Raw genomic sequence first — 19,603 nt, forward strand, 5'->3', positions numbered from 1 at the left:
AGCAGGATATATGCGTGTTACAGTTGTGGGGACAGGCTATGTGGGCCTGGTATCGGGGGCCTGTTTTTCGGAATTTGGTCATCATGTCACCTGTGTTGATGTGAATGCGGATAAAATTAAGGCTTTGAAGGCAGGATCAATTCCGATTTTCGAACCGGGCCTCGATGCTTTGGTGGAGCGGAATGTGAAAGCCGGACGGCTGGATTTTTCCACCCGGCTTGGCGATAGCGTGGGGGCATCTGATGCGGTGTTCATCGCTGTGGGCACCCCCTCGCGGCGCGGCGATGGCCATGCCGATTTGAGCTATGTGTATAAAGCGGCCGAAGATATTGCCGATCTGCTTTATGGCTATACCGTGGTGATCACCAAATCCACCGTTCCCGTGGGCACCGGCGCACAGGTGGAAAAGATTTTGCGCGATCGGGCGGGCGACAAGGAATGGGATGTGGCTTCCAATCCCGAATTTTTGCGTGAAGGGGCGGCCATCGATGATTTCATGCATCCTGATCGGGTGATCGTCGGCACCCGTTCAGAGCGCGCGCAAGCGGTCATTCGCGAGCTGTACCGGCCCTTGTTCCTCAATGAAACGCCGGTGATGTTTACCGCACTTGAAAGCGCGGAACTGATCAAATATGCCGCCAATGCCTTTCTCGCGACTAAAATCAGCTTCATCAATGAAATCGCCGATCTGTGCGAGGAATTGGGCGCCGAAGTGCAGGATGTGGCCAAAGGCATCGGGCTGGATAATCGCATCGGCCGCAAATTTCTCAATGCCGGGCCGGGCTATGGCGGCAGTTGTTTCCCCAAGGATACGCTGGCCCTGTTGCGCACCGCCGAAGAAATCAACAGGCCCCTGCGCATCGTGCAGGCCACTGTGGATGCCAATGATCAGCGCAAGAAATCCATGGCAGACCGGATCATCAAAGCCCTTGGCGGATCGGCCAAAGGCAAGCATGTCGCCCTTTTGGGGCTGACCTTCAAGCCCAATACCGATGATATGCGCGATAGCCCCAGCCTTGATATCGTCCCTGCCCTGCTCAAAGCCGGGGCAACCATCGCCGCCTATGATCCCGAAGGCATGGAAGAGGCGAGAAAACTGCTGCCCGAGATCACTTATTGCGATGATGCCTATGCCACCATGGACAAGGCAGATATTCTGGTGATCCTCACGGAATGGAACCAATTCCGGGCCCTTGATCTGGATCGCGTCGGTTCATTGCTGCGCCAGCGCATACTGGTGGATCTGCGCAATATCTATGGCCGTGGCGAGCCGCAGGCCCATGGTTTTGAATATAGGGGGATCGGGCGCAAAAACGTTGGCTGACCGCTTTTCCATGGATTCTTTTTCATCAATATAAACATTAACCCTTGCGGCGCATCCCGTGCTTGGTTATACGGCAATTCGGTTTACGCGGACGTGGCGGAACTGGTAGACGCGCAGCGTTGAGGTCGCTGTGGGGCTAATACCCCGTGGAAGTTCGAGTCTTCTCGTCCGCACCAATGAAAGCCCGCAGGTGACCGCCTGCGGGCTTTCGTTTATGATAGGCCCCGATCTGGCCTTCCCTTATGATCGATCCTGTTTTCCCCTGACCAAGGAGACGCTTATGAGCGCGCCGGAAGATCAAGATGATCTGATGACCAAAGATCCGGAACGCGCTCAATCCGAACATGGCGGGGAGGATCAATCCCAAAGCAAAGCATCGGAAATCGCTCAGGATCTGAACTACGGCATGGATATTCATCTGCAGCCGGATTTCGTGCGCTCGGTCATTGAAGCCGTTCATGCCGAAGATCGTGAGCTGGCGCGATCCCTGGTGGCCGAACAGCATGTGGCTGATATCGCCGATCTGTTCGAGGTGCTGCCCCCTGAAGAACGCCGGACTTTGGCGGTGCTGGTGGCCGATAGCCTTGATCCGATTTTCCTGTCGGAACTGGAAGGCGCCGCCTTTGATGATGTGATCAGGGTGATCTCGCCACAGGTGATCGCCGATGCGGTGCAGCAGCTTGATACCGATGATGCGGTTTATATTCTCGAAGATCTGGATGCCGATGCCCAGCATCAGGTGCTTCATGCCCTGACCCGTGAGGATCGGATGGCGTTGGAGGAAGGCCTCGCCTTCCCCGAAGATAGCGCCGGACGTCTGATGCAGCGCGATCTGGTGGCGGTGCCGGAATTCTGGAGCGTCGGCCAAACCATCGATTATCTGCGGGCCCATGATGATCATGAGCAGCCCCGGGATTTTTATGAACTCATCGTCATCGATCCTACTTATCGGCCCATTGGCACGGTCCCTTTATCGCGGCTTTTGGGCTGCCAGCGGCCGGTTCGCATCCGGGATGTGATGACCCCGGAGCCGCATATCGTCTCGGTCAGCACCGATCAGGAGGAAGTGGCCCGGCAATTTGCCAAATACCATCTGATTTCCGCCGGGGTGGTGAATGAACATGGCCGCCTTGTGGGGGTGATCACCGTTGATGATATCGTCGGCGTTATCGAGGATGAGGCGAGCGAGGATATTCTGGCCCTTGCCGGGGTCAGCGAGGGCGATGTCAATAATTCCATCCGCGATGTGACCCGAACCCGCTTCATCTGGCTGTTCGTGAATATGGGAACGGCCATTCTGGCCTCAATGGTGATCGGCCTGTTTGAAGCCACATTGGAAACCATGGTGGCTTTGGCGGTTTTGATGCCCATTGTTGCCTCGATGGGGGGCAATGCCGGGACCCAGACGATGGCCGTGGCGGTGCGGGCTTTGGCCACCAAGGAACTTTCGCCAGCCAATGCCATGCGCATCGTCAATAAGGAACTGATGGTCGCCCTGATCAATGGCGCGGCTCTTGCCGTCATCGTCGGCTTTGTGGGGATCATCTGGTTTGGCGATATATTGCTGGCTTTTGTTTTGGCAGCCGCGATGATCATCAATATCGTGATGGCCGGGCTTTCGGGTATCCTGATCCCGATGATGCTGGATCGTTTCGGTATCGATCCGGCTGTGGCTTCAAGTGTTTTTGTCACCACGATCACCGATGTCGTGGGCTTTTTCGCCTTTTTGGGCCTGGCCGCACTGATTCTGATCTAAACATCGATACAAACCCGGAAAAAGAATGAAAAAGGTGCAGGTTTGACGATCCTTCTGATCGACGATGATCCGGCGATTGGCCGCCTTTATGGGGCCGCGATCCAAAAGCGCGGCTTTAATGTAAAGCTGTGCACGGCAGGCGATCAGGCTTTGGAATTTCTTCATCGCCAAAAGCCGCATTTGATCGTCTCGGATGTGGAAATGCCGGGGCTGAGTGGCCATGATGTGGCGCTGCGCCTGTTGCAGCGCGGCCCCCGCCCCTGCCCCATCCTGTTTTTATCGGCCAATGATACGGTTGAAAGCGTGTTGCAAGGATTACGCTGCGGCGGCGACGATTTTCTGATCAAAGGTGAAGCCCTCAATCACATGATCGACCGCATGGCCTTTTGGCTGACCAGCGGCTTTCGCGCTTTGCCCTTGGTGGCTCGTCATGCCGCTATGGATATGCTGGAAACCATGAACCCCATCGCCCCCCTGCTGCCGCAAATCAAAAAAGATCGGGCTCTGGTGGATATGGCTTTTGAAAGCCTCTATCGGGATGTGCAAAGCACCCCGCCGGGCTATGGGGTGCGGCTGATCGAACGAATCGAGGTGATGGGGCGCACGGCAGAATTGATCGAACGGCAATGCACCGAGCCTGCCCATTGGCTGCGCTTTCCCGATGCCGTGCTTTCGGTCATCCACAAGCTCCGCACCCCATGGGCCTTGGATATCGGGGTTTTATGTCGCCATTATGAGCTGCTATCACGCGATCCGCGCTTTCAAAAAGCCCGCACGATGCTCAGAGCCGATCACTGAAAAATCCCCGATCATCGGGCCGCCCTTCAGATCGCCAGATTATCCAAAAGCCGGGTGGGGCCAAGGCGGGCCACCGCCAAAAGCCGCGCCGGGGCATTGAGGGTGGTGATGGTCTCAAGGCTTTGTGCATCGCGAAAGCTGACATAATCCACGCGATCAAAGCCCGCATCAATAAGGGCCCTTGTTCCCATCTGCTCCAAAGCTCCGAGATCCGCCCCCGCCCCTGCCCCCGCCAAGGCCTTTGCCCGCAAATCCGCCAAAATCACATTGAGCTTTCCGGCTATTTTACGCTGCGGCGCGCTTAAATACACATTGCGCGATGAAGCGGCCAAACCATCGGCTTCGCGCACGATGGCACCGCCCAGAATCTCCACAGGCAGATCCAGATTACGCACCATATGCCGGATCATCACCAATTGCTGATAATCCTTTTCCCCGAAAATGGCGGCATCGCAGCCGCTTTGGGTGAAAAGCTTCAAAACCACGGTGGCCACACCATCGAAATGGCCGGGGCGCACGGCGCCTTCCAGATCATCGGTGATACGCCCCACCCGCACCGAGGTTAAAAAACCGGGGGGATACATTACATCCGCCGCAGGGGCATAAACCAGATCGGCCGGCGTGCCCTGCAAGCGCAGGCAATCAAGCGCTTCCTGCCGGGGATAGGCCGCGAAATCTTCCTGAGGGCCAAATTGCGCGGGATTAACAAAAATCGAAACGATCACCCGATCCACATCCTGCGCCAGCCTGCGCACCAGCGAAAGATGGCCTTCATGCAGCGCCCCCATAGTGGGCACCAGCCCAACCTTCAGGCCCTTAGCCTTCCAGTCCCCTACGCGATCCCGCAGATCAGCAATGCTGCGCACCACATCCATGGGGTTTTCGGGCGAATTTATCTGGCTGATCGCGCTCATCAGAGGATCCATGCTCATGCCATAGACTTATGCCATATATTGGGCCCTTTTAGTGCAGCGCAGCACAATCGGCAAGCTCTCAGGATTGACAGCCGCTATCCCAACCGGCTTTGATCAGCTGTCATGACCCAAAATCGCGCCATGTCCCTAGCCCAAATCCTTCAGGCCCTGATGCTGATCATGGCGCTTTCCCTGTTGACCTTCGGGCTATCGCGATTGGTGGAGCGGCCCGCCGCCCCCCTTGATCTGTCATTGCCCTGGGGGGCTGAGGAATTTCACGTCAAAAATGCCCGGCTTTTTGCCCAAAGCATTCGCGAACGCACCCATGGCCGGGTCGAGATTGCGCTCCATCCCGGGGCGGTTCTGGGCATCAAGGGGCCGGGGTCCTTACGTGCCGCCCGGGATCATCTTATCGCCATGGTCGAGATGGGCGGTTTCCAGCAGGTTGGCGAAGCTCCGATTCTAGGGCTTGATGCCCTCCCCTTTCTGGTTCGTGATCAGCAGGAATTGCAGATTCTTTATGAGGATTTCCGCCCGATCATCAAACAGACATTGGCCCGCCATGGCATGCAGCTGCTTTATGCCGTGCCCTGGCCCGCCCAGAATATCTATGCGGATCGCCCCTTTCATAAGCTTGCCGATTTTAAGGGCCAGAAGGTGCGGACCATCGATGCCAACACCACCGATCTCGCCCGCAGCCTTGGCATGGCACCGATCCAGATGGCCTCGGCCGATGTGGTGCCCGCCCTTGCCACCGGCAGCCTTGATGCGGTGATGACCTCGACCACCACAGGAGTGGCCCAGAAATACTGGCAATTTTTAAGCCACATCCATCGCACCAATCATGGCTGGCTGACAAATCTGATGGTGATCAATGATCGGGCGCTGGCAAGGCTCAGCCCCGAAGATCAGCAGGCGCTGTTTGATCTGGCCCAGGATATGGAGCCCGATTTCTGGGCTGTTTCAAAAGCGGACGACCAGGAAAAACTGGCCCGGCTCAAAGCCGAAGGGATGCGCATCATCATCCCCGATGTCGCCCTCCAATCCGCATTGGAAGAACAGGCGCGGCCCCTTTGGGCGGCCTTTGCCCAAAGGGTTCCGGGCAGTGCGCCGATCATCAATCGCTTTTTGATCCGCACCCATCGCGCCCCCCTTGATCTGCCCATCAAAACCATGCCCCGCCAAAGCACCGACAAGGACCGCCGATGACCCCACGCCGCCCCATTCTTACGCCACTTTTGCAGGGGATCGATGCCCTTGGCCTGTTGGCGGCCCGGGCAGGCGCTTTGTGTTTGGCGGTGCTGTTTTTACTGGGGCTTGCTGAAATCATTCTGCGCGCCAGCATCGGTCAATCCCTTGGCATCACCTTGGAATATAGCGGTTATCTGGTGGCCTTGATCCTGTTTCTTGGCAGTGGCGAGGCCCTGCGTCGTCATCGCCATATCCGGGTGATGCTGGTGCGCGATCATCTGCCCGCATGCCTTATTTCGGTGCTCGATCTGGCAGCCAGCCTCATCGCCTTTTTGATCAGCGCCCTTTTGAGCTACGCCCTGATCCGCTATGCCATCGAGAGCGCGCAATGGGATATGCGCTCGTTTTTTCCCACCCGCACGCCTTTATGGATCATACAGTTTTTATTCAGCCTTGGGCCTTTGGTGCTGACATTGGCGCTTTTAGCCCGCATCATCAGGCTGATCATCGGTGAGGCGGAACGGCCTTCAACAGCGCAAGATCAGCCCTCATGAGCGCCTTGATCATCAGCATCACCAGCCTTTTGATCCTGCTTTTGGGGGCCGGGCTGTGGGTGGGTCTGGCGCTTTTAGGCACCGGCATCATCAGCCTGTCCCTGTTTCGTGATCTCGATGTTCTGGCCTTTCTGGCGGGTGATCTTTGGCGCAGCCTCACATCCGCCGAGCTTGCGGCTTTGCCCCTGTTCATTCTGATGGGGGAAATTCTCAATCGTACCCGGCTGGCGGCCCAATTATTTCGCGGGCTTTCCCCCTTCATGACCCCCCTGCCCGGCGGGCTTTTGCACAGCAATATCGTGGGATGCACCCTTTTCGCTGCCGTCTCCGGCTCATCGGCGGCCACCACCGCCACTGTCGGCCGGATCACCATGCGCGAATTGGAACAGCGCGGCTATGATCGCTCGCTGGCCATGGGCTCCTTATGCGGGGCCGGAACCCTGGGGTTTCTGATCCCGCCATCGCTGGTTTTGATCATCTATGGTGTGCTGGCCGAGGTCTCTATCCTCAAGCTTTTTCTGGCCGGCATCCTGCCCGGCTTATTGCTGGCTTTGGGTTATATGGCCTGGGTGGCCTTGGCCTCGGTGGGCAAAAAACAGCGCCCCTTAAAAGATAGCGCACCGGCAATGGGCAGAATCAAGGCGCTTTTCGCCCTGTTGCCGGTGATTTTATTGATCGGGCTGGTGATCGGATCGCTGTATCTGGGTTTGGCCGGACCATCCGAAGCCGCCATCATCGGGGTGGCAGGCGCTTTGATCATTGCCGCCTTCCACAAAGCCTTGAGTTTTGCGCGGCTGACCGAGGCCCTGATGGCCAGCATCGAGACCTCATCAATGCTGGGGCTGATTCTGGCCGGGGCCTTTTTCCTGTCAAAACTCGCCGCCCTGTTCGGCCTGCCAACCGCCGCTGCTGCTGCGGTGGATGCGCTGCATTTATCGCCTTTGGGCCTGATCAGCCTGCTTTTGCTTTTCTATATTCTGCTGGGCATGGTGCTTGATGGGCTATCCATGATCGTGATGACCTTACCCCTTGCCCTGCCCCTTGTGGTGGGGGCTGGCTATGATCCTTTATGGTTTGGCATTTTTCTGGTGATCGCCGTGGAAATGGCGCAGATCACGCCCCCCATTGGTTTCAATCTTTTTGTGGTGCAGGATCTGACCGGCGAGCCGATGGGGCGCATTGCCGCTGCCGCCTTTCCGTTTTTCCTGATGACCGCCGCCATGGTGTTTATCCTCGTGCTGTTTCCCGATCTGGTTTTATGGGTTTTATGAAATTGCGCGCTTCAGCCCAAAAAGCGTTGCAAAACCCGCAGCCTTTCCCCCGGCAAAGGGCGGGCATGGCAATCGCTGACCAGGCGTTCGAGGAAAAAACCGGTGAGCTTCAGGCCATCGGCAATGGCCGATTTTGGGAGCGCGCCGCTCTCCTCGCGCAGATTTGGCCGGGCCAGCAAAAAGCCGGGCAAGGGCAAAAGCCGATGCTGCCAGGGGGCTCCGGCATCCGCGCTCACCGCCCGCCCGCTTTTGGGGGAGACATAAATCAGATCCTCCACCGCCCCGCTGACCGCGCAGGCGCTGAGATCAAGGCCATAGCCAAGATCGGCGAGCAAACCCATTTCCACCTGTACCAACGCCGCCCCCCAGGCAATCTCGGTGATCCGCTGATCTTCCAATAGATCGAGAAAGGCAATGGCTGCATGATAAACGCCGGGGTGCGCCTCGCGCTCGGGCAGGCAGGCGGCCAAAGTGGCGCATAGGCTGACCAAAGCCGACAGCCGCGCCGGATCATCCATCAAAGAACCGGCCCGGCTATGGCGCGGCTCCACGGTCACGGTTCCCAATTGGCTTTCCAGCCGGGCCCGCCACGCCATTTCGATTTCATTGCCGGGCTGCAAAAGACCCGATAAACGCCGCCCCTTGCCGCCGCGCACCAAGCCCCGCCAGCGGCCATGCTCGGCGGTCAGCACATCGATAATGGCATGATGTTCGCCATAGCGACCGGCTGATAAAATCAGCGATGGTGCGGCCCATTGCATAACAAAAGACCCTTCTTCCAAGCATGACATTGCCCGGGCGCGGCAAAGCCGCCCTCAATCGACGTAATTCAGGCCCATCGACAGATAATGTTCGCGATCTTCGGCCCAGCGTTCGGTGACCCGGACAAACAAAAACAGATGCACCCGGCGGCCAAACATCGTTTCCATATCATGGCGGGCGGCTTCGCCAATGGCTTTCAGGCTTTGGCCGCGCTTGCCGATCACGATCCCCTTATGGCCATCGCGAGACACATGGATCACCTGATGGATTTCAAAGGAGCCATCGGCCCGATCATCCCATTTTTCGGTTTCAACGGTAATGCCATAGGGCAATTCCTGATGCAGGCGCAAAAAAACCTTTTCGCGGGTGATTTCCGCTGCCAGCACGCGGCTGGTGATATCGGTGATCTGGTCTTCGGGATAAAGCCATGGGCTTTTGGGCAGGGCCTTGGCCAGATGGGTTTTCAGATCCGCCACCCCATCGCCGGTGAGGGCCGAAATCATGAAGATATCGCCCGCCACCCCTTCATCCTGAATTTTCTGGGCCAATCCCAGCAGCCGATCGCGGGGCACCGCATCGATCTTATTGAGGGCGATCACCGCCTTCCGGCCAGACTCCTTCAAGCCTTTGATGATCCGCTCTTCATCCTCGCGGATGCCCTTGGCGGCATCGATCAAAAACACCACCTGATCGGCATCATTCGCCCCATCCCAGGCGGCGGCCACCATCGCCCGATCCAGCCGACGGCGCGGCGCAAAAATGCCCGGCGTATCAACAAAAACAAGCTGGCTCTGGCCTTCGATGGCAATGCCGGTGAGGCGGGTGCGGGTGGTTTGCACCTTATGGCTGACAATGGCGATCTTTTGCCCCACCAAAGCATTTAAAAGCGTAGATTTTCCGGCATTGGGCGCGCCAATCAGGACGATGAAGCCGCAGGCGGTCTGCTGCTCGGGTTTTTGGTCAGATGGGTTCATGGGGTCTCGTCCTTGCCTGTCAGCATATCCAGAAGCCGGGTGGCTGCCAATTGCTCGGCACTGCGTTTCGATGCGCCGCTGGCTTCAGCCTTGCCCGCCGTGCGCACCTCGACCCTCATCTGGAAAACCGGACTATGATCAGGCCCGCTACGGCCCAAAAGCTGATACACCGGAAGCGGCAGGCCCCGGCCCTGCGCCCATTCCTGCAGCGCAGTTTTGGCATCGCGATAGGCGGATGGCCCGGCCTTCACCCGATCCGCCCAAAAACGGTGGATCATCTGCCGGGCAGCATCCAATCCCCCATCCAGATAAACCGCACCGATCAAAGCCTCGCAAATATCGGCCAGCACCGCCGATGCTTTTGCCGTGCCTTCGCTGCGGGCCCCGGCTTCCATGCGGATCATTGGCCCCAGATCAAGCTTTTGGGCCAGATCGCTTAAAGTTTCCCGGCGCACCAAAGCGGTAAAGCGACGATTGAGCTGGCCTTCGGCTTCATCGGGATATTTTTCATAAAGCCAGTGCGAAATCACTAACCCCAAAACCCGATCCCCCAAAAATTCCAGCCGCTGATAATGCGCCCCACCCGCCAAAGATGGATGGGTGAGAGCCATTTTCAAAAGGCTTTCATCGGCAAAATCATAGCCGATGCGCCGGGCGATCCGGCTCTTGAGGCCATCATCCTGATCCGGCTTTGCTTCGGCATCCGGTTGCTGGGCGCGATCCGATTGCATGGTCATAAGCATCGCTTAATGCAGATCATTGAACAAACGCCCATAGCGGATGGATTGGAACCAGAACCATGGCTCCCATAAACGGGCCCCGCCATCGGTGGCAAAAAAGATGATTTCCGCCCGGCCCACCAGATTTTCAGCCGGAACATAACCCACCCCCACCGATTGCGGACGGCGGCTATCCTGAGAATTATCGCGATTATCGCCCATCATGAAAAAATGACCTTCAGGCACCACAAACACCCGGGTATTATCAGAAGGGCCATCAAGCTGCATATCCAGGGTGTTGTAGCTCACCCCATTGGGCAGGGTTTCGCGATATTGGCGATAGCGGCAAAAGGCATCCCCCGTGGCCGACATCACCCGGTAATTTGAGGCGCAGGTGGTATTATCAGATATCTTGACTTCAAAATCGGCGATCCGCTCGCGCTCTACGGGCTGATCATTGATCCACAAGGCACCCGCGCGCATCTGCACCCGGTCTCCCGGCAGGCCGATCACCCGCTTGATATAATCGGTGCTGTTATCGCGGGGCAATTTAAACACCACCACATCGCCGCGTTCGGGGGCTGAATATAAAATACGGCCATCAAATAAAGGCGGGCTGGTGACGATGGAATGATGGGAATAGCCATAGGCATATTTAGATACGAACAGATAATCCCCAACCATCAAAGTAGGCAGCATCGATTCCGAAGGGATATTGAAAGGCTCGAATAAAATCGTTCGCACCCCCAGAACGATCAGGGCAACACTGAGAACGAAGCTGACCGTTTCCTTGATCTGGTTTTTAAAACTTTTATTCACGCTTCCGCCCGTTCCGACCGCTTGTGCCTCATCGGTTCGCCCCTGTTGTTGCTGGAAATCGCTATCGCCCATGATCTGCGCCTTTCAATGAAAAGGCATCAAGCCGAGCCGCCTTCGCATTGTCAAGTTTGATGGCTTAGATGATGCGAAAATTCAGCCGGAACCGCCGTGATCAAAACGATCGCCTGCGCCCAGGGATGATCATCGGTGATGGTCAGATTGATCTGGGCCGTCATGCCATTTGGGGTGATCGCCCTGAGCCGATCCATCGCGCCATTGGTCAGCATCAGGCTGGGCTTGCCGCCGGGCAGATTCACCACCCCCAGATCCCGCATGAAAACCCCGGCGGCAAAGCCGGTGCCCAGGGCTTTTGCACAGGCTTCCTTGGCGGCGAACCGCTTGGCATAGCTGGCCGCCCGATTGGCCCGGCGTTCGGATTTGGCGATTTCGATCTCGGTAAAAACCCGATGGATGAAGCGCGTGCCAAAACGCTGCAAGGATCGATCGATGCGGCGGATATCGATCATATCATTGCCCATGCCCAAAACGATCATCGGGCCTCATCCACGTGCATCCCGATCCCGTTCCCATCGTTTTCGGGCACCTCATCAATGGCTTCATCGATCGTTCGACGCATCCGCCGAATGGCCGCTTCAAAACCAACAAACAAAGCCTCGCCCACCAGATGATGGCCGATATTCAGCTCCATGATCCGGGGGATTTGCGCCACCGGCCCCACATTGGCATAATCCAGCCCATGACCGGCATGCATCTCAAGCCCCAATTCGGTGCCAAAAGCCGCCGCATCGGCCAAAAGGCGCAGATGATCTGTGATCGATCCCGCGGGCACCCCGGATGCCGAGCCAGACATCGTGGCATGGGCATAAGCCCCGGTGTGCAATTCCACGGCCTGAGCCCCCAGCGCATGGGCGGCTTCGATCTGCCGCGGATCTGCATCGAGAAACAAAGCCACCCGGCAACCGGCATCGGCAAGGGCAGCGATGATCGGGGCCAGAATTTTTCGGCCCCCCACAGCATCCAGCCCGCCTTCTGTGGTCAGTTCAGCCCGGCGTTCGGGCACGATGCAAATGGCAAAGGGGCGATGGCGCAGGGCAATCGCCAGCATCTCGTCGGTAGCGGCCATTTCCATATTGAGCGGCAAGGAGACTTCCGCCATCAGGCGTTCGATATCGGCATCTTTGATATGGCGGCGATCTTCACGCAGATGCGCGGTGATCTGATCCCCCCCGGCCACCGCCACCAGATGGGCGGCGCGCACCGGATCGGGATGCAACCCACCCCGGGCATTGCGCACGGTGGCCACATGATCGATATTAACCCCCAGCCTCGTTCGTCCCATGGGCTTAGCAGCCATTGCGGCAGTCATCCTTTTCATTCCACAATTCTGATCTGGTGATAAAGACGCATCTTAGGGGCAAGAGGGGGACGCCATCAAGCGCGCTTCATGCCCCCACCGCGATCCTGATCCTGATGGTTCAAGACCTTTTTGCGGACCATTTCAAGCTTGATCCGCCGCGCTGCCTGAAAGCGTTCGATAGAACGCCGCGCCAGCCAATAGGTGACGAACCATGAAATCAAGGCTAAAGGCAGACCGCCAATCGCCATGGGTAGCAATAATGGGCCCAAAGCCTGTGTGGGATGATGCACCAGAAGATCAAAGCTCAGCCCTGATGCTGCGGCTTCACCCATTGTGCCGCCGATAATCCAATTGCCGAGCCGATAGGTTCCCATCCAGATGAACGGAAAGGTCCAGGGATTACCAACCAAGGTTCCGGCCCATGCCGCCAAAACATTGCCGCGCGCCGCAAAGGCAATCCCCATGGCTCCGATGAGATGAAACCCCATGAAGGGGGTAAAGGAAATGGCTACACCCGATGCCACCCCCGCCGCTACGCCATGGGCGCTGTCTTTCAGCCGCACAAGACGATGCCAGATATAGAGGAACGCCCGTGACCAGCCCCTTTTAGGCCACAGCATCTGGCGCATCTTCTGCCATAAATTCAATGGTATTTTGCGACGAAACAACATCCGATTTCACATAGGTCCATATATCAAAAGGCCCAAATCATAAAGCGCGGCTGCCCGGCTTGACGGCGGGAAGTGCGCGCAATTGTGGGGGAAGATCATCAGCGCTATAAACCGGTGCCGTGATCTGCGCCAAAGAGATGAGAGGCACCCCCACATCCGCCGCCCCCCCCGACCGATCAATCAAACAGGCAGCCGCCACCACATGGCCACCCGAGGCCCGAATAGTGGCGATACATTCCCGCGACGACAGGCCGGTGGTCACCACATCTTCAACCATGAGAACTCTTTGCCCCGGCTTCATGGCAAAACCGCGACGAAAAGCGAATTTTCCGGCCACCCGCTCCACAAAAACCGAGTCTGCGCGCATTTGCCGCGCCATTTCATAGCCCACAATCACCCCGCCCATGGCCGGCGACACCACCAAAGGGATTTCCCCATAATGATCCCGCACCCTTTGTGCCAATGCCGCGCATAAACGCGCCGCCCGCACGGGGTCCATCAAAACTCTGGCACATTGCAGATAAACCGGGCTGTGCAATCCCGACGACAGCAGAAAATGCCCTTCCAGCAAGGCCCCTGCGTTCCGAAATTCCTGCAAAACCGTGTCCCGATCCATCTTCGCTCTCCCCTATTACAAATATGGCACAAAGTTCATTAACCAAGACTTGACGGTCATGGCCAAAAAACTTTTAACCCCACAGATTTTTAAAGTTTTCAGCTTCGCAGGCGTTCGGCGGAATTAACGACCCGGATCGCCCGCAGGCTGGCTAGAATATCGATCAGATGCCGCAGGTCTCTTACCTCTACATCAATCCGCATGGTATGAAATTCACGATCACGTTCGGCAATAGTGAGATTGGCGATATTCCCGCCTCTTTTGGCCACCACCGAGGCAATATTGGCTAAAGCCCCCATTTCATTGAGCACCACCAATTCCAGCCGTCCGGTGAAAAAGACCGCCTCATCTTCGGGCAGCCGCCATGCCAGGTCGAGCCAGCGATCCGGCTCTTCGGAATAGGCCGCCAGCTTATCGCAATCGATGCTGTGCACCTTCACCCCTTCGCCCGGAATCATGATCCCCACGATTCTGTCGCCCGGCATGGGATGGCAGCAATCCCCCAGCCGCACGGCCATGCCATCGCTCAATCCCGAAATAGGGATAGCCCGAGCCCCCGGGGTCTGTTTCGAGCCGGTATCATGCCATTCGCGCATCACTTGTGGCAGGCCTTTTTGATCTTCGCGCGTGACCGTGCCGGGATAGCAGGCCTGCAAAATCTCGAACACGGTCATCTGGCCCTGGCCCACCTCGAAATAAACATCCTCGATAGTCTGGCGTTTCAATTTGGGCAGGGCCCCGGTGAGAATACGCTCCGAAAAATCGAGATCTTCAGCCTCGAAAGCCCGCTCCAGAAGGGTTTCACCCAGGCTTTCATATTCTTCCCGCTCCATCTGGCGAAAAGTGCGGCGGATCGCCGAACGCGCCTTGCCCGTTACCACAAAGCTTTCCCAACGCGGGCTGGGCTCCTGACCTTTCGAGGTGAGAATTTCCACCTGATCGCCATTGAGCAATTGATGGCGCAGGGGCACAAGGCGGCCATTCACCTTTGCCCCCACACAGCGATTGCCCACTTCGGTATGCACCGCATAGGCAAAATCCACCGGCGTAGAGCCGCGCGGCAAGGCGATCAGATCGCCTTTGGGGGTAAAGCAAAAAACCTGATCATTGAACATTTCAAGCTTGGTATGTTCCAGAAATTCCTCAGGCGTGGAGGCATTTTCCAGAATTTCCAGCAAGGATCTGATCCAGCGATAGCGCGCGCCTTCCGCCTTTTCAGGCGATTGCTTATATTGCCAATGGGCGGCCACCCCCAATTCCGCCACATCATGCATTTCATGGGTGCGGATCTGGATTTCGATGCGCGATTGCCGTGGGCCGATCACCGTGGTGTGGATCGATTGATAGCCATTGCGTTTGGGGGTCGAGATATAATCCTTGAACCGCCCCGGCACCATCGACCATTTGCCATGCACGATCCCCAGCGCCCGATAGCAATCGGGCACATTATCGACCACGATCCGAAAGGCCATCACATCGGAAATCTGCTCAAAAGGCGCGCGGGAATTTTCCATTTTCTGCCAGATGGAATAGGGCTGTTTTTCCCGCCCGCTGATGCGCGCCGGCAAAGCATTTGCCTGCATCGTCTGATCCAATTCACGCACCACATCATCAACCAATGTGCCCGCTTCGGTGCGCAGATAATTGAGCCGGGTGGTGATGGTTTGAAACGCTTCCGGTTCGATCTGCTGAAAGGCCAGTTCTTCCAGTTCGTCTTTCATCTCGCGGATGCCGATCCGCTCCGCCAAGGGCGCGTAAATCTCCAGTGTTTCCAATGCGATGCGCCGCCGTTTTTCGGGCTTTTTAATATAGTGCAGCGTCCGCATATTATGCAGGCGATCCGCCAGTTTCACCAGCAACACGCGGATATCGTTCGACATCGCCAGCACGAATTTACGGAAATTTTCGGCATGGCGGGCATGTTCGGTTTGCATTTCGATCCGCGAAAGCTTGGTCACCCCATCGACCAACTCAGCGATCTTGGGACCAAACAGCGCGGCCAGTTCCTCGACCTTGGCATCGGTATCTTCGACCACATCATGCAAAAGCGCCGTAGCGATGGTGGCGCTATCAAGCTTCATACCCGTCAAAATCCCGGCCACTTCAAGCGGATGGGAAAAATAGGGATCGCCCGAAGCCCGTAATTGGCTGCCATGCGCCTTCATCGAATACACATAGGCCCGGTTCAAAAGCCCTTCATCCGCATTGGGATCATAGGCCCTCACCCGCTCCACCAATTCATATTGCCTTATCACTGCGCGCGTTTTCCTTCATGAGCAGACGACCGATCCGGTCTTCATGAATAAGACGTTAGAAGCCCCATGGAAAGAGCGGATCAAGGCCAAAGCTGCGCCGAACGAAAAAAGCCCCGCTTAATCAGCAGGGCCGTTTTTCGATGCAAAGGCGATGGATCCGCGCAGCTTAGCTGCCAGAGCCTTCGCCCGCCGAACGACGACTGCGCATCATCAAAGCCATATCATCTTCTTCGGGCTCATCCACATCCACATGCTTTTGCATGCTTTGGATCACCGATTCCCGCATGCTATCGGGGCTGATCTTTTCTTCGGCAATTTCGCGCAAAGCCACCACCGGATTTTTATCATTATCCAGATCAACCTGTGGTGTGGCACCGGATGAAATCTGGCGTGAACGCTGGGCTGCGAACATCACGAGTTCAAATCGATTGGTAATCTTATCGACACAATCTTCAACGGTGACGCGGGCCATGCGTTGCTCCTTCAGGGCATAGACGGGGTAGATCATCAGAAGAGATCAATTTCGGCGAACCACCAAAGCGATGCACAGCAAAAAGCCATGCCGATGCTTTGCATTGCGCCATCAATCCCGCTTCCATACAATCTTGCCATCCATCTGTAAAGCGCAGATCGCCTAAAACAGCCATCAATAACGCAACAGCCTTCAATAACGCAAAAGCGCCATCACATCCCTTCCAGGCTTGGCCTTACAGGTTTAATCCGCTTTGGGGGTGGCATAGCCGGGCGGATCGCTGGCGGGGAAGCTTTCGTCCAAAGCCTCGTCGATATCGCCATTCTTCTTCTTTTCGTGGGTTTTATCTGGTTCATTTTTATCTTGATCAATCTTTGCCATTGCCTATCCTTGTGCTTTCATTAACCTCGGTTTTCTAGGTCTCGGCCCCATGGTCCTTGATCCGAAACAAATCAGGCCATCTGCTTCATAAACGCCACAAACATCGATGCTGTTCCGCAAAGTTTTAACGTTCCGCGCCTCGTTGTTTCGTCATGAAAATTCTCACCATGACCACATTAAAGGACAGGATGTATGACCTTACCCAATGACCCGGCCGTGGTCTTGTCCTTCATCATTGCCGCGGGCATTGCGGCACAATGGCTGGCGGCTCGCTTTCGCTTTCCCTCGATCCTTCCCCTGTTGCTGATCGGCTTTATCGCTGGCCCCATCAGCGGGCTTTTGAACCCGGATGCCGTGTTTGGTGATCTTCTCCTGCCCGGTGTGCAGCTTGGAGTTGCGGTCATCTTATTTGAAGGCGCGCTCACCTTGCGCTTTGCCGATCTCAAGGGGGCGGGCAATATTGTCCTGCGTTTGATCACCATCGGGGTTTTGACGACCGTGGTGGTGATTGCGATTGCCACCCATATCGCCCTTGATTTCCCCTGGTCCTTGGCGATCCTGTTCGGGGCCATCACCTGTGTATCCGGCCCCACTGTGATCATCCCGCTTTTGCGCGCCGTGCGGCCGAGCGAGCGGCTTTCAAAGGTGCTGCATTGGGAAGGGATTTTGATCGATGCCATCGGCGCGGTTCTCGCCGTGGTGGTTTTCGAGGTTATCGTTTCCGGCTCGATGGAAAATGCCAGTCCGGTCCTGTCACTTGCCAAATTGTTTATTTTGGGGGGATTGGTTGGCGTCGTCGCGGGCTTTCTTGTGGGGCAGTTGCTCAAGCGCCATATTCTTCCCGATTTTCTGCGCAATGTCGCCACCCTGAGCGCCGTTTTGCTGACCTTTGTGCTGGCCAATATGATCGGTCATGAAGGCGGGCTGGTGGCGGTGACGACGATGGGGCTGGTGATGGCCAATATGAAGGGGATGCCGCGGGATGGCATTCTGGATTTCAAGGAAAGTCTCTCGGTCTTACTGATTTCCTCATTATTCATCGTGCTGGCGGCCAGAATCGAATTGGAAAGCCTGGCCTTGCTTGGCCCCGGCCTTGTGGTGATCTTGCTGGCGATCTTATTCATCGCCCGGCCGCTCGCCGCCCTCGTTTCCTCATTGGGGAGCGATATGCCATGGCGAGAACGCGCCCTTTTGGGCTGGATGGCACCGCGCGGGATCGTCGCCGCTGCGGTTTCGGCCCTTTTTGGATTACGTCTCGAAGATGCGGGGATCAGCGGTGGCGAATTGCTGGTGCCCCTGACTTTTTCAGTGATCGTCGTCACGGTGGTGGTGCATAGCCTCACATCGCGGCCTTTGGCGCAGATTTTAAAGGTGGCCGAGCCGGAAGCCCATGGCGTTCTGATCGTGGGGGGCAATCTGGTTGCTGTTAAAATAGCCGAAATCCTGAAAAACAATCAGATCAAGGTATTGCTGGCAGATCCCAATTGGCTCCAGGCGCGCCGGGCGCGGATGCTGGGGATTCCGACATTTTTCGGCAGCGCGGTTTCGGAATATGCGGATCGCAAGATGGATCTGGTGGGCCTTGGGATGCTTTTGGCCTTATCGCGCCGCTCCAGCCTCAATGCCTTGGCCTGCTTGCGTTATCGTCAGGAATTTGGCAGCGCCAATGTCTATACCGCCCGGCGCAATCCCAAAAATATCGATCGTGAGCAGGAAACGGTCTCCTTCAGCTTTCGCGGTCGCCTGCTTTTTAAAGAAAGCATGACCCTTGATCGGCTCGAAGAAGAACTGGAACAGGGCCGCAAAATCCATCTCACCCGCTTCAGCGACGATTTTCCCTTTGATACCCTGCTCAAAAAGCTGGGGAGCACCGATCCCATGCTGTTTGCCCTGTCGCCACAGGGAAAGCTGCATCCTTTTGCTGAAGAACCCGGCTTTACCATCACCAAAGGCTGGAAAGTGGCCTATCTGGCCGCCGAAGACACAAAAATGGCGGAACAGGATGAGCGGGATGGCAAACGCTCGAATGACTGGCCGGCCGAGCCCAATGGCTCTGAAGCATCGGCGTGAAAACGGTGGGCGCGCCTTTCTGGCCTCACGCCCCCTTCTTCCCTCAGGCCCTCTCTTCGATAGGGCGGATATGATCGGGCAATGTACCGGTCTCGATCATTTCATCAAGGGCATCGCTCAGGCGTTCGGTTTCAGCCAAAACCGTGCGCCATGCCGCTAATCGATCCTCAGTGGATAAAGCCCTGAAATCCTTGCGATCCGGGATTTTTCCATAAGGCAGCCGCGCCACAAAGGCTGGTGAGGGGGCGATCAGCAAAACATTGGCAGCATGGGTGGCGCGGGCCTTGCGCCAGCGTAAAGGTTTATCAAACCAGCCGGGGATGATCCGATCAATGAAGTGGGGATAAAGCACGATCTTGTCCCGATTATCCGGCTTTTCCCGATTGTCCGGCTTGTTAGGATCATTTGGGAAAAATGGCAGATCGAAATGATAATCAATGATCCCGCCATCCCGATAAAGCCCCCCCATCGCGCCGGGAATATCGCCAATACCGTTCAAAACCATGGGGATCGAGCAGGATGCCATGATTGCCTGCCGAAGATTATCGGCATTGAGATCAAAGCGCCGAAAGGGAAATCCGCCCCAATCGGCATAATCAAGGGTGCTGCGCGGATCGGCAAACAGGGCGCGCTCAAAAAATCCACCCAGCGCCCGACGGCTGATCAGATTGCCCGCCG

19 protein-coding genes, 1 tRNA gene and 1 pseudogene are annotated in these 19,603 nt (G+C 56.7%); 8 read left to right on the forward strand and 13 right to left on the reverse strand.

The genetic code is table 11. The features are described from left to right. The first annotated feature begins 10 nt into the window (after positions 1-10). From AQ1_RS08595 to AQ1_RS14525, 4 genes are all read left to right on the forward strand, one after another. Complete coding sequence (locus AQ1_RS08595; protein ID WP_042086326.1) at positions 11-1,324, forward strand: UDP-glucose dehydrogenase family protein; 1,314 nt, start codon at positions 11-13, stop codon at positions 1,322-1,324. An 87-nt stretch (positions 1,325-1,411) separates the two neighbouring features. Then, a tRNA-Leu gene (locus tag AQ1_RS08600) sits at positions 1,412-1,500 on the forward strand. Positions 1,501-1,604: 104 nt separating this feature from the next. Continuing rightward, positions 1,605-3,080, forward strand: coding sequence for a magnesium transporter (gene mgtE / locus AQ1_RS08605; protein ID WP_462687120.1), 1,476 nt, complete (start codon positions 1,605-1,607; stop codon positions 3,078-3,080). Positions 3,081-3,122: 42 nt separating this feature from the next. After that, entirely contained in the window at positions 3,123-3,878 is a 756-nt protein-coding gene (locus AQ1_RS14525) for a response regulator transcription factor (RefSeq protein ID WP_052371138.1), read from the forward strand. A 26-nt stretch (positions 3,879-3,904) separates the two neighbouring features. Here the strand turns inward: AQ1_RS14525 and panC are convergent, their stop codons facing one another. Then, on the reverse strand, positions 3,905-4,792 hold the full coding sequence (gene panC / locus AQ1_RS08615) for a pantoate--beta-alanine ligase (RefSeq protein ID WP_081837209.1): 888 nt from the start codon (positions 4,790-4,792) through the stop codon (positions 3,905-3,907). 123 nt (positions 4,793-4,915) lie between these two features. Between panC and AQ1_RS08620 the strand changes: the two genes are divergently transcribed. From AQ1_RS08620 to AQ1_RS08630, 3 genes are read left to right on the forward strand one after another with little or no spacing between them, the layout of a single operon-like run. Further along, a complete protein-coding gene (locus AQ1_RS08620; protein ID WP_042086328.1) occupies positions 4,916-6,001 on the forward strand; it encodes a TRAP transporter substrate-binding protein in 1,086 nt (361 codons plus the stop codon). Then, positions 5,998-6,537: a TRAP transporter small permease subunit gene (locus AQ1_RS08625; protein ID WP_042086329.1), complete on the forward strand. Its 540-nt coding sequence runs from the start codon at positions 5,998-6,000 to the stop codon at positions 6,535-6,537. Before AQ1_RS08620 ends, AQ1_RS08625 begins: the two co-directional genes overlap by 4 nt. Next, positions 6,534-7,808 carry a TRAP transporter large permease gene (locus AQ1_RS08630; RefSeq protein ID WP_042086330.1) on the forward strand — a complete coding sequence of 425 codons (1,275 nt, stop codon included), beginning with the start codon at positions 6,534-6,536 and terminating at the stop codon, positions 7,806-7,808. Before AQ1_RS08625 ends, AQ1_RS08630 begins: the two co-directional genes overlap by 4 nt. Before the next feature lie 11 nt (positions 7,809-7,819). Here the strand turns inward: AQ1_RS08630 and recO are convergent, their stop codons facing one another. From recO to AQ1_RS15455, 11 genes are all read right to left on the reverse strand, one after another. After that, entirely contained in the window at positions 7,820-8,569 is a 750-nt protein-coding gene (gene recO / locus AQ1_RS08635) for a DNA repair protein RecO (RefSeq protein ID WP_081837210.1), read from the reverse strand. 54 nt (positions 8,570-8,623) lie between these two features. Next, a complete protein-coding gene (era, locus tag AQ1_RS08640) occupies positions 8,624-9,544 on the reverse strand; it encodes a GTPase Era (RefSeq protein WP_042086333.1) in 921 nt (306 codons plus the stop codon). Beyond that, positions 9,541-10,281, reverse strand: a complete 741-nt coding sequence (rnc, locus tag AQ1_RS08645; RefSeq protein ID WP_313979270.1) for a ribonuclease III — start codon at positions 10,279-10,281, stop codon at positions 9,541-9,543. The genes era and rnc overlap by 4 nt, the downstream gene beginning before the upstream one ends. Before the next feature lie 9 nt (positions 10,282-10,290). After that, positions 10,291-11,154 carry a signal peptidase I gene (gene lepB, locus AQ1_RS08650; protein WP_081837206.1) on the reverse strand — a complete coding sequence of 288 codons (864 nt, stop codon included), beginning with the start codon at positions 11,152-11,154 and terminating at the stop codon, positions 10,291-10,293. 50 nt (positions 11,155-11,204) lie between these two features. Further along, positions 11,205-11,636: a holo-ACP synthase gene (acpS, locus tag AQ1_RS08655; protein ID WP_313979265.1), complete on the reverse strand. Its 432-nt coding sequence runs from the start codon at positions 11,634-11,636 to the stop codon at positions 11,205-11,207. Further along, positions 11,633-12,457 (reverse strand): pyridoxine 5'-phosphate synthase, encoded by an 825-nt coding sequence (locus AQ1_RS08660; RefSeq protein ID WP_313979262.1) that lies wholly within the window; start codon positions 12,455-12,457, stop codon positions 11,633-11,635. The genes acpS and AQ1_RS08660 overlap by 4 nt, the downstream gene beginning before the upstream one ends. A gap of 77 nt (positions 12,458-12,534) precedes the next feature. Further along, positions 12,535-13,080 (reverse strand): DUF2062 domain-containing protein, encoded by a 546-nt coding sequence (locus tag AQ1_RS08665; protein ID WP_161760518.1) that lies wholly within the window; start codon positions 13,078-13,080, stop codon positions 12,535-12,537. Between the two features lie 88 nt (positions 13,081-13,168). Then, complete coding sequence (gene pyrE / locus AQ1_RS08670) at positions 13,169-13,747, reverse strand: orotate phosphoribosyltransferase (protein WP_042086337.1); 579 nt, start codon at positions 13,745-13,747, stop codon at positions 13,169-13,171. Between the two features lie 98 nt (positions 13,748-13,845). After that, positions 13,846-16,002 (reverse strand): RelA/SpoT family protein, encoded by a 2,157-nt coding sequence (locus tag AQ1_RS08675; RefSeq protein ID WP_042086338.1) that lies wholly within the window; start codon positions 16,000-16,002, stop codon positions 13,846-13,848. Between the two features lie 166 nt (positions 16,003-16,168). Further along, positions 16,169-16,474, reverse strand: coding sequence for a DNA-directed RNA polymerase subunit omega (gene rpoZ, locus AQ1_RS08680; protein WP_042086361.1), 306 nt, complete (start codon positions 16,472-16,474; stop codon positions 16,169-16,171). Positions 16,475-16,717: 243 nt separating this feature from the next. Beyond that, positions 16,718-16,855, reverse strand: coding sequence for a hypothetical protein (locus AQ1_RS15455; RefSeq protein ID WP_313979247.1), 138 nt, complete (start codon positions 16,853-16,855; stop codon positions 16,718-16,720). Positions 16,856-17,047: 192 nt separating this feature from the next. On the opposite strand from AQ1_RS15455, the gene AQ1_RS08685 reads away from it, so the two are divergent. Then, complete coding sequence (locus AQ1_RS08685) at positions 17,048-18,925, forward strand: cation:proton antiporter (RefSeq protein ID WP_052371139.1); 1,878 nt, start codon at positions 17,048-17,050, stop codon at positions 18,923-18,925. 43 nt (positions 18,926-18,968) lie between these two features. On the opposite strand, the pseudogene AQ1_RS15305 reads toward AQ1_RS08685, so the two are convergent. Continuing rightward, a pseudogene (locus AQ1_RS15305) lies at positions 18,969-19,603 on the reverse strand (patatin-like phospholipase family protein); the annotation flags it as partial.

Origin of the sequence: Iodidimonas nitroreducens (assembly GCA_000710935.1) — a bacterium.
Classification (GTDB): Bacteria; Pseudomonadota; Alphaproteobacteria; order Sphingomonadales; family Rhodothalassiaceae; genus Iodidimonas; species Iodidimonas nitroreducens.

What these genes read in the sequence shown, in the direction of transcription:
- AQ1_RS08595 (WP_042086326.1), top strand. Translation starts at nt 11, where the DNA reads ATGCGTGTTACAGTTGTGGGGACAGGCTATGTGGGCCTGGTATCGGGG.
- mgtE (WP_462687120.1), top strand. Translation starts at nt 1,605, where the DNA reads ATGAGCGCGCCGGAAGATCAAGATGATCTGATGACCAAAGATCCGGAA.
- panC (WP_081837209.1), bottom strand. Translation starts at nt 4,792, where the DNA reads ATGAGCGCGATCAGCCAGATAAATTCGCCCGAAAACCCCATGGATGTG.
- AQ1_RS08620 (WP_042086328.1), top strand. Translation starts at nt 4,916, where the DNA reads ATGACCCAAAATCGCGCCATGTCCCTAGCCCAAATCCTTCAGGCCCTG.
- AQ1_RS08625 (WP_042086329.1), top strand. Translation starts at nt 5,998, where the DNA reads ATGACCCCACGCCGCCCCATTCTTACGCCACTTTTGCAGGGGATCGAT.
- AQ1_RS08630 (WP_042086330.1), top strand. Translation starts at nt 6,534, where the DNA reads ATGAGCGCCTTGATCATCAGCATCACCAGCCTTTTGATCCTGCTTTTG.
- recO (WP_081837210.1), bottom strand. Translation starts at nt 8,569, where the DNA reads ATGCAATGGGCCGCACCATCGCTGATTTTATCAGCCGGTCGCTATGGC.
- era (WP_042086333.1), bottom strand. Translation starts at nt 9,544, where the DNA reads ATGAACCCATCTGACCAAAAACCCGAGCAGCAGACCGCCTGCGGCTTC.
- rnc (WP_313979270.1), bottom strand. Translation starts at nt 10,281, where the DNA reads ATGACCATGCAATCGGATCGCGCCCAGCAACCGGATGCCGAAGCAAAG.
- lepB (WP_081837206.1), bottom strand. Translation starts at nt 11,154, where the DNA reads ATGGGCGATAGCGATTTCCAGCAACAACAGGGGCGAACCGATGAGGCA.
- acpS (WP_313979265.1), bottom strand. Translation starts at nt 11,636, where the DNA reads ATGATCGTTTTGGGCATGGGCAATGATATGATCGATATCCGCCGCATC.
- AQ1_RS08660 (WP_313979262.1), bottom strand. Translation starts at nt 12,457, where the DNA reads ATGGCTGCTAAGCCCATGGGACGAACGAGGCTGGGGGTTAATATCGAT.
- AQ1_RS08665 (WP_161760518.1), bottom strand. Translation starts at nt 13,080, where the DNA reads ATGCTGTGGCCTAAAAGGGGCTGGTCACGGGCGTTCCTCTATATCTGG.
- pyrE (WP_042086337.1), bottom strand. Translation starts at nt 13,747, where the DNA reads ATGGATCGGGACACGGTTTTGCAGGAATTTCGGAACGCAGGGGCCTTG.
- rpoZ (WP_042086361.1), bottom strand. Translation starts at nt 16,474, where the DNA reads ATGGCCCGCGTCACCGTTGAAGATTGTGTCGATAAGATTACCAATCGA.
- AQ1_RS15455 (WP_313979247.1), bottom strand. Translation starts at nt 16,855, where the DNA reads ATGGCAAAGATTGATCAAGATAAAAATGAACCAGATAAAACCCACGAA.
- AQ1_RS08685 (WP_052371139.1), top strand. Translation starts at nt 17,048, where the DNA reads ATGACCTTACCCAATGACCCGGCCGTGGTCTTGTCCTTCATCATTGCC.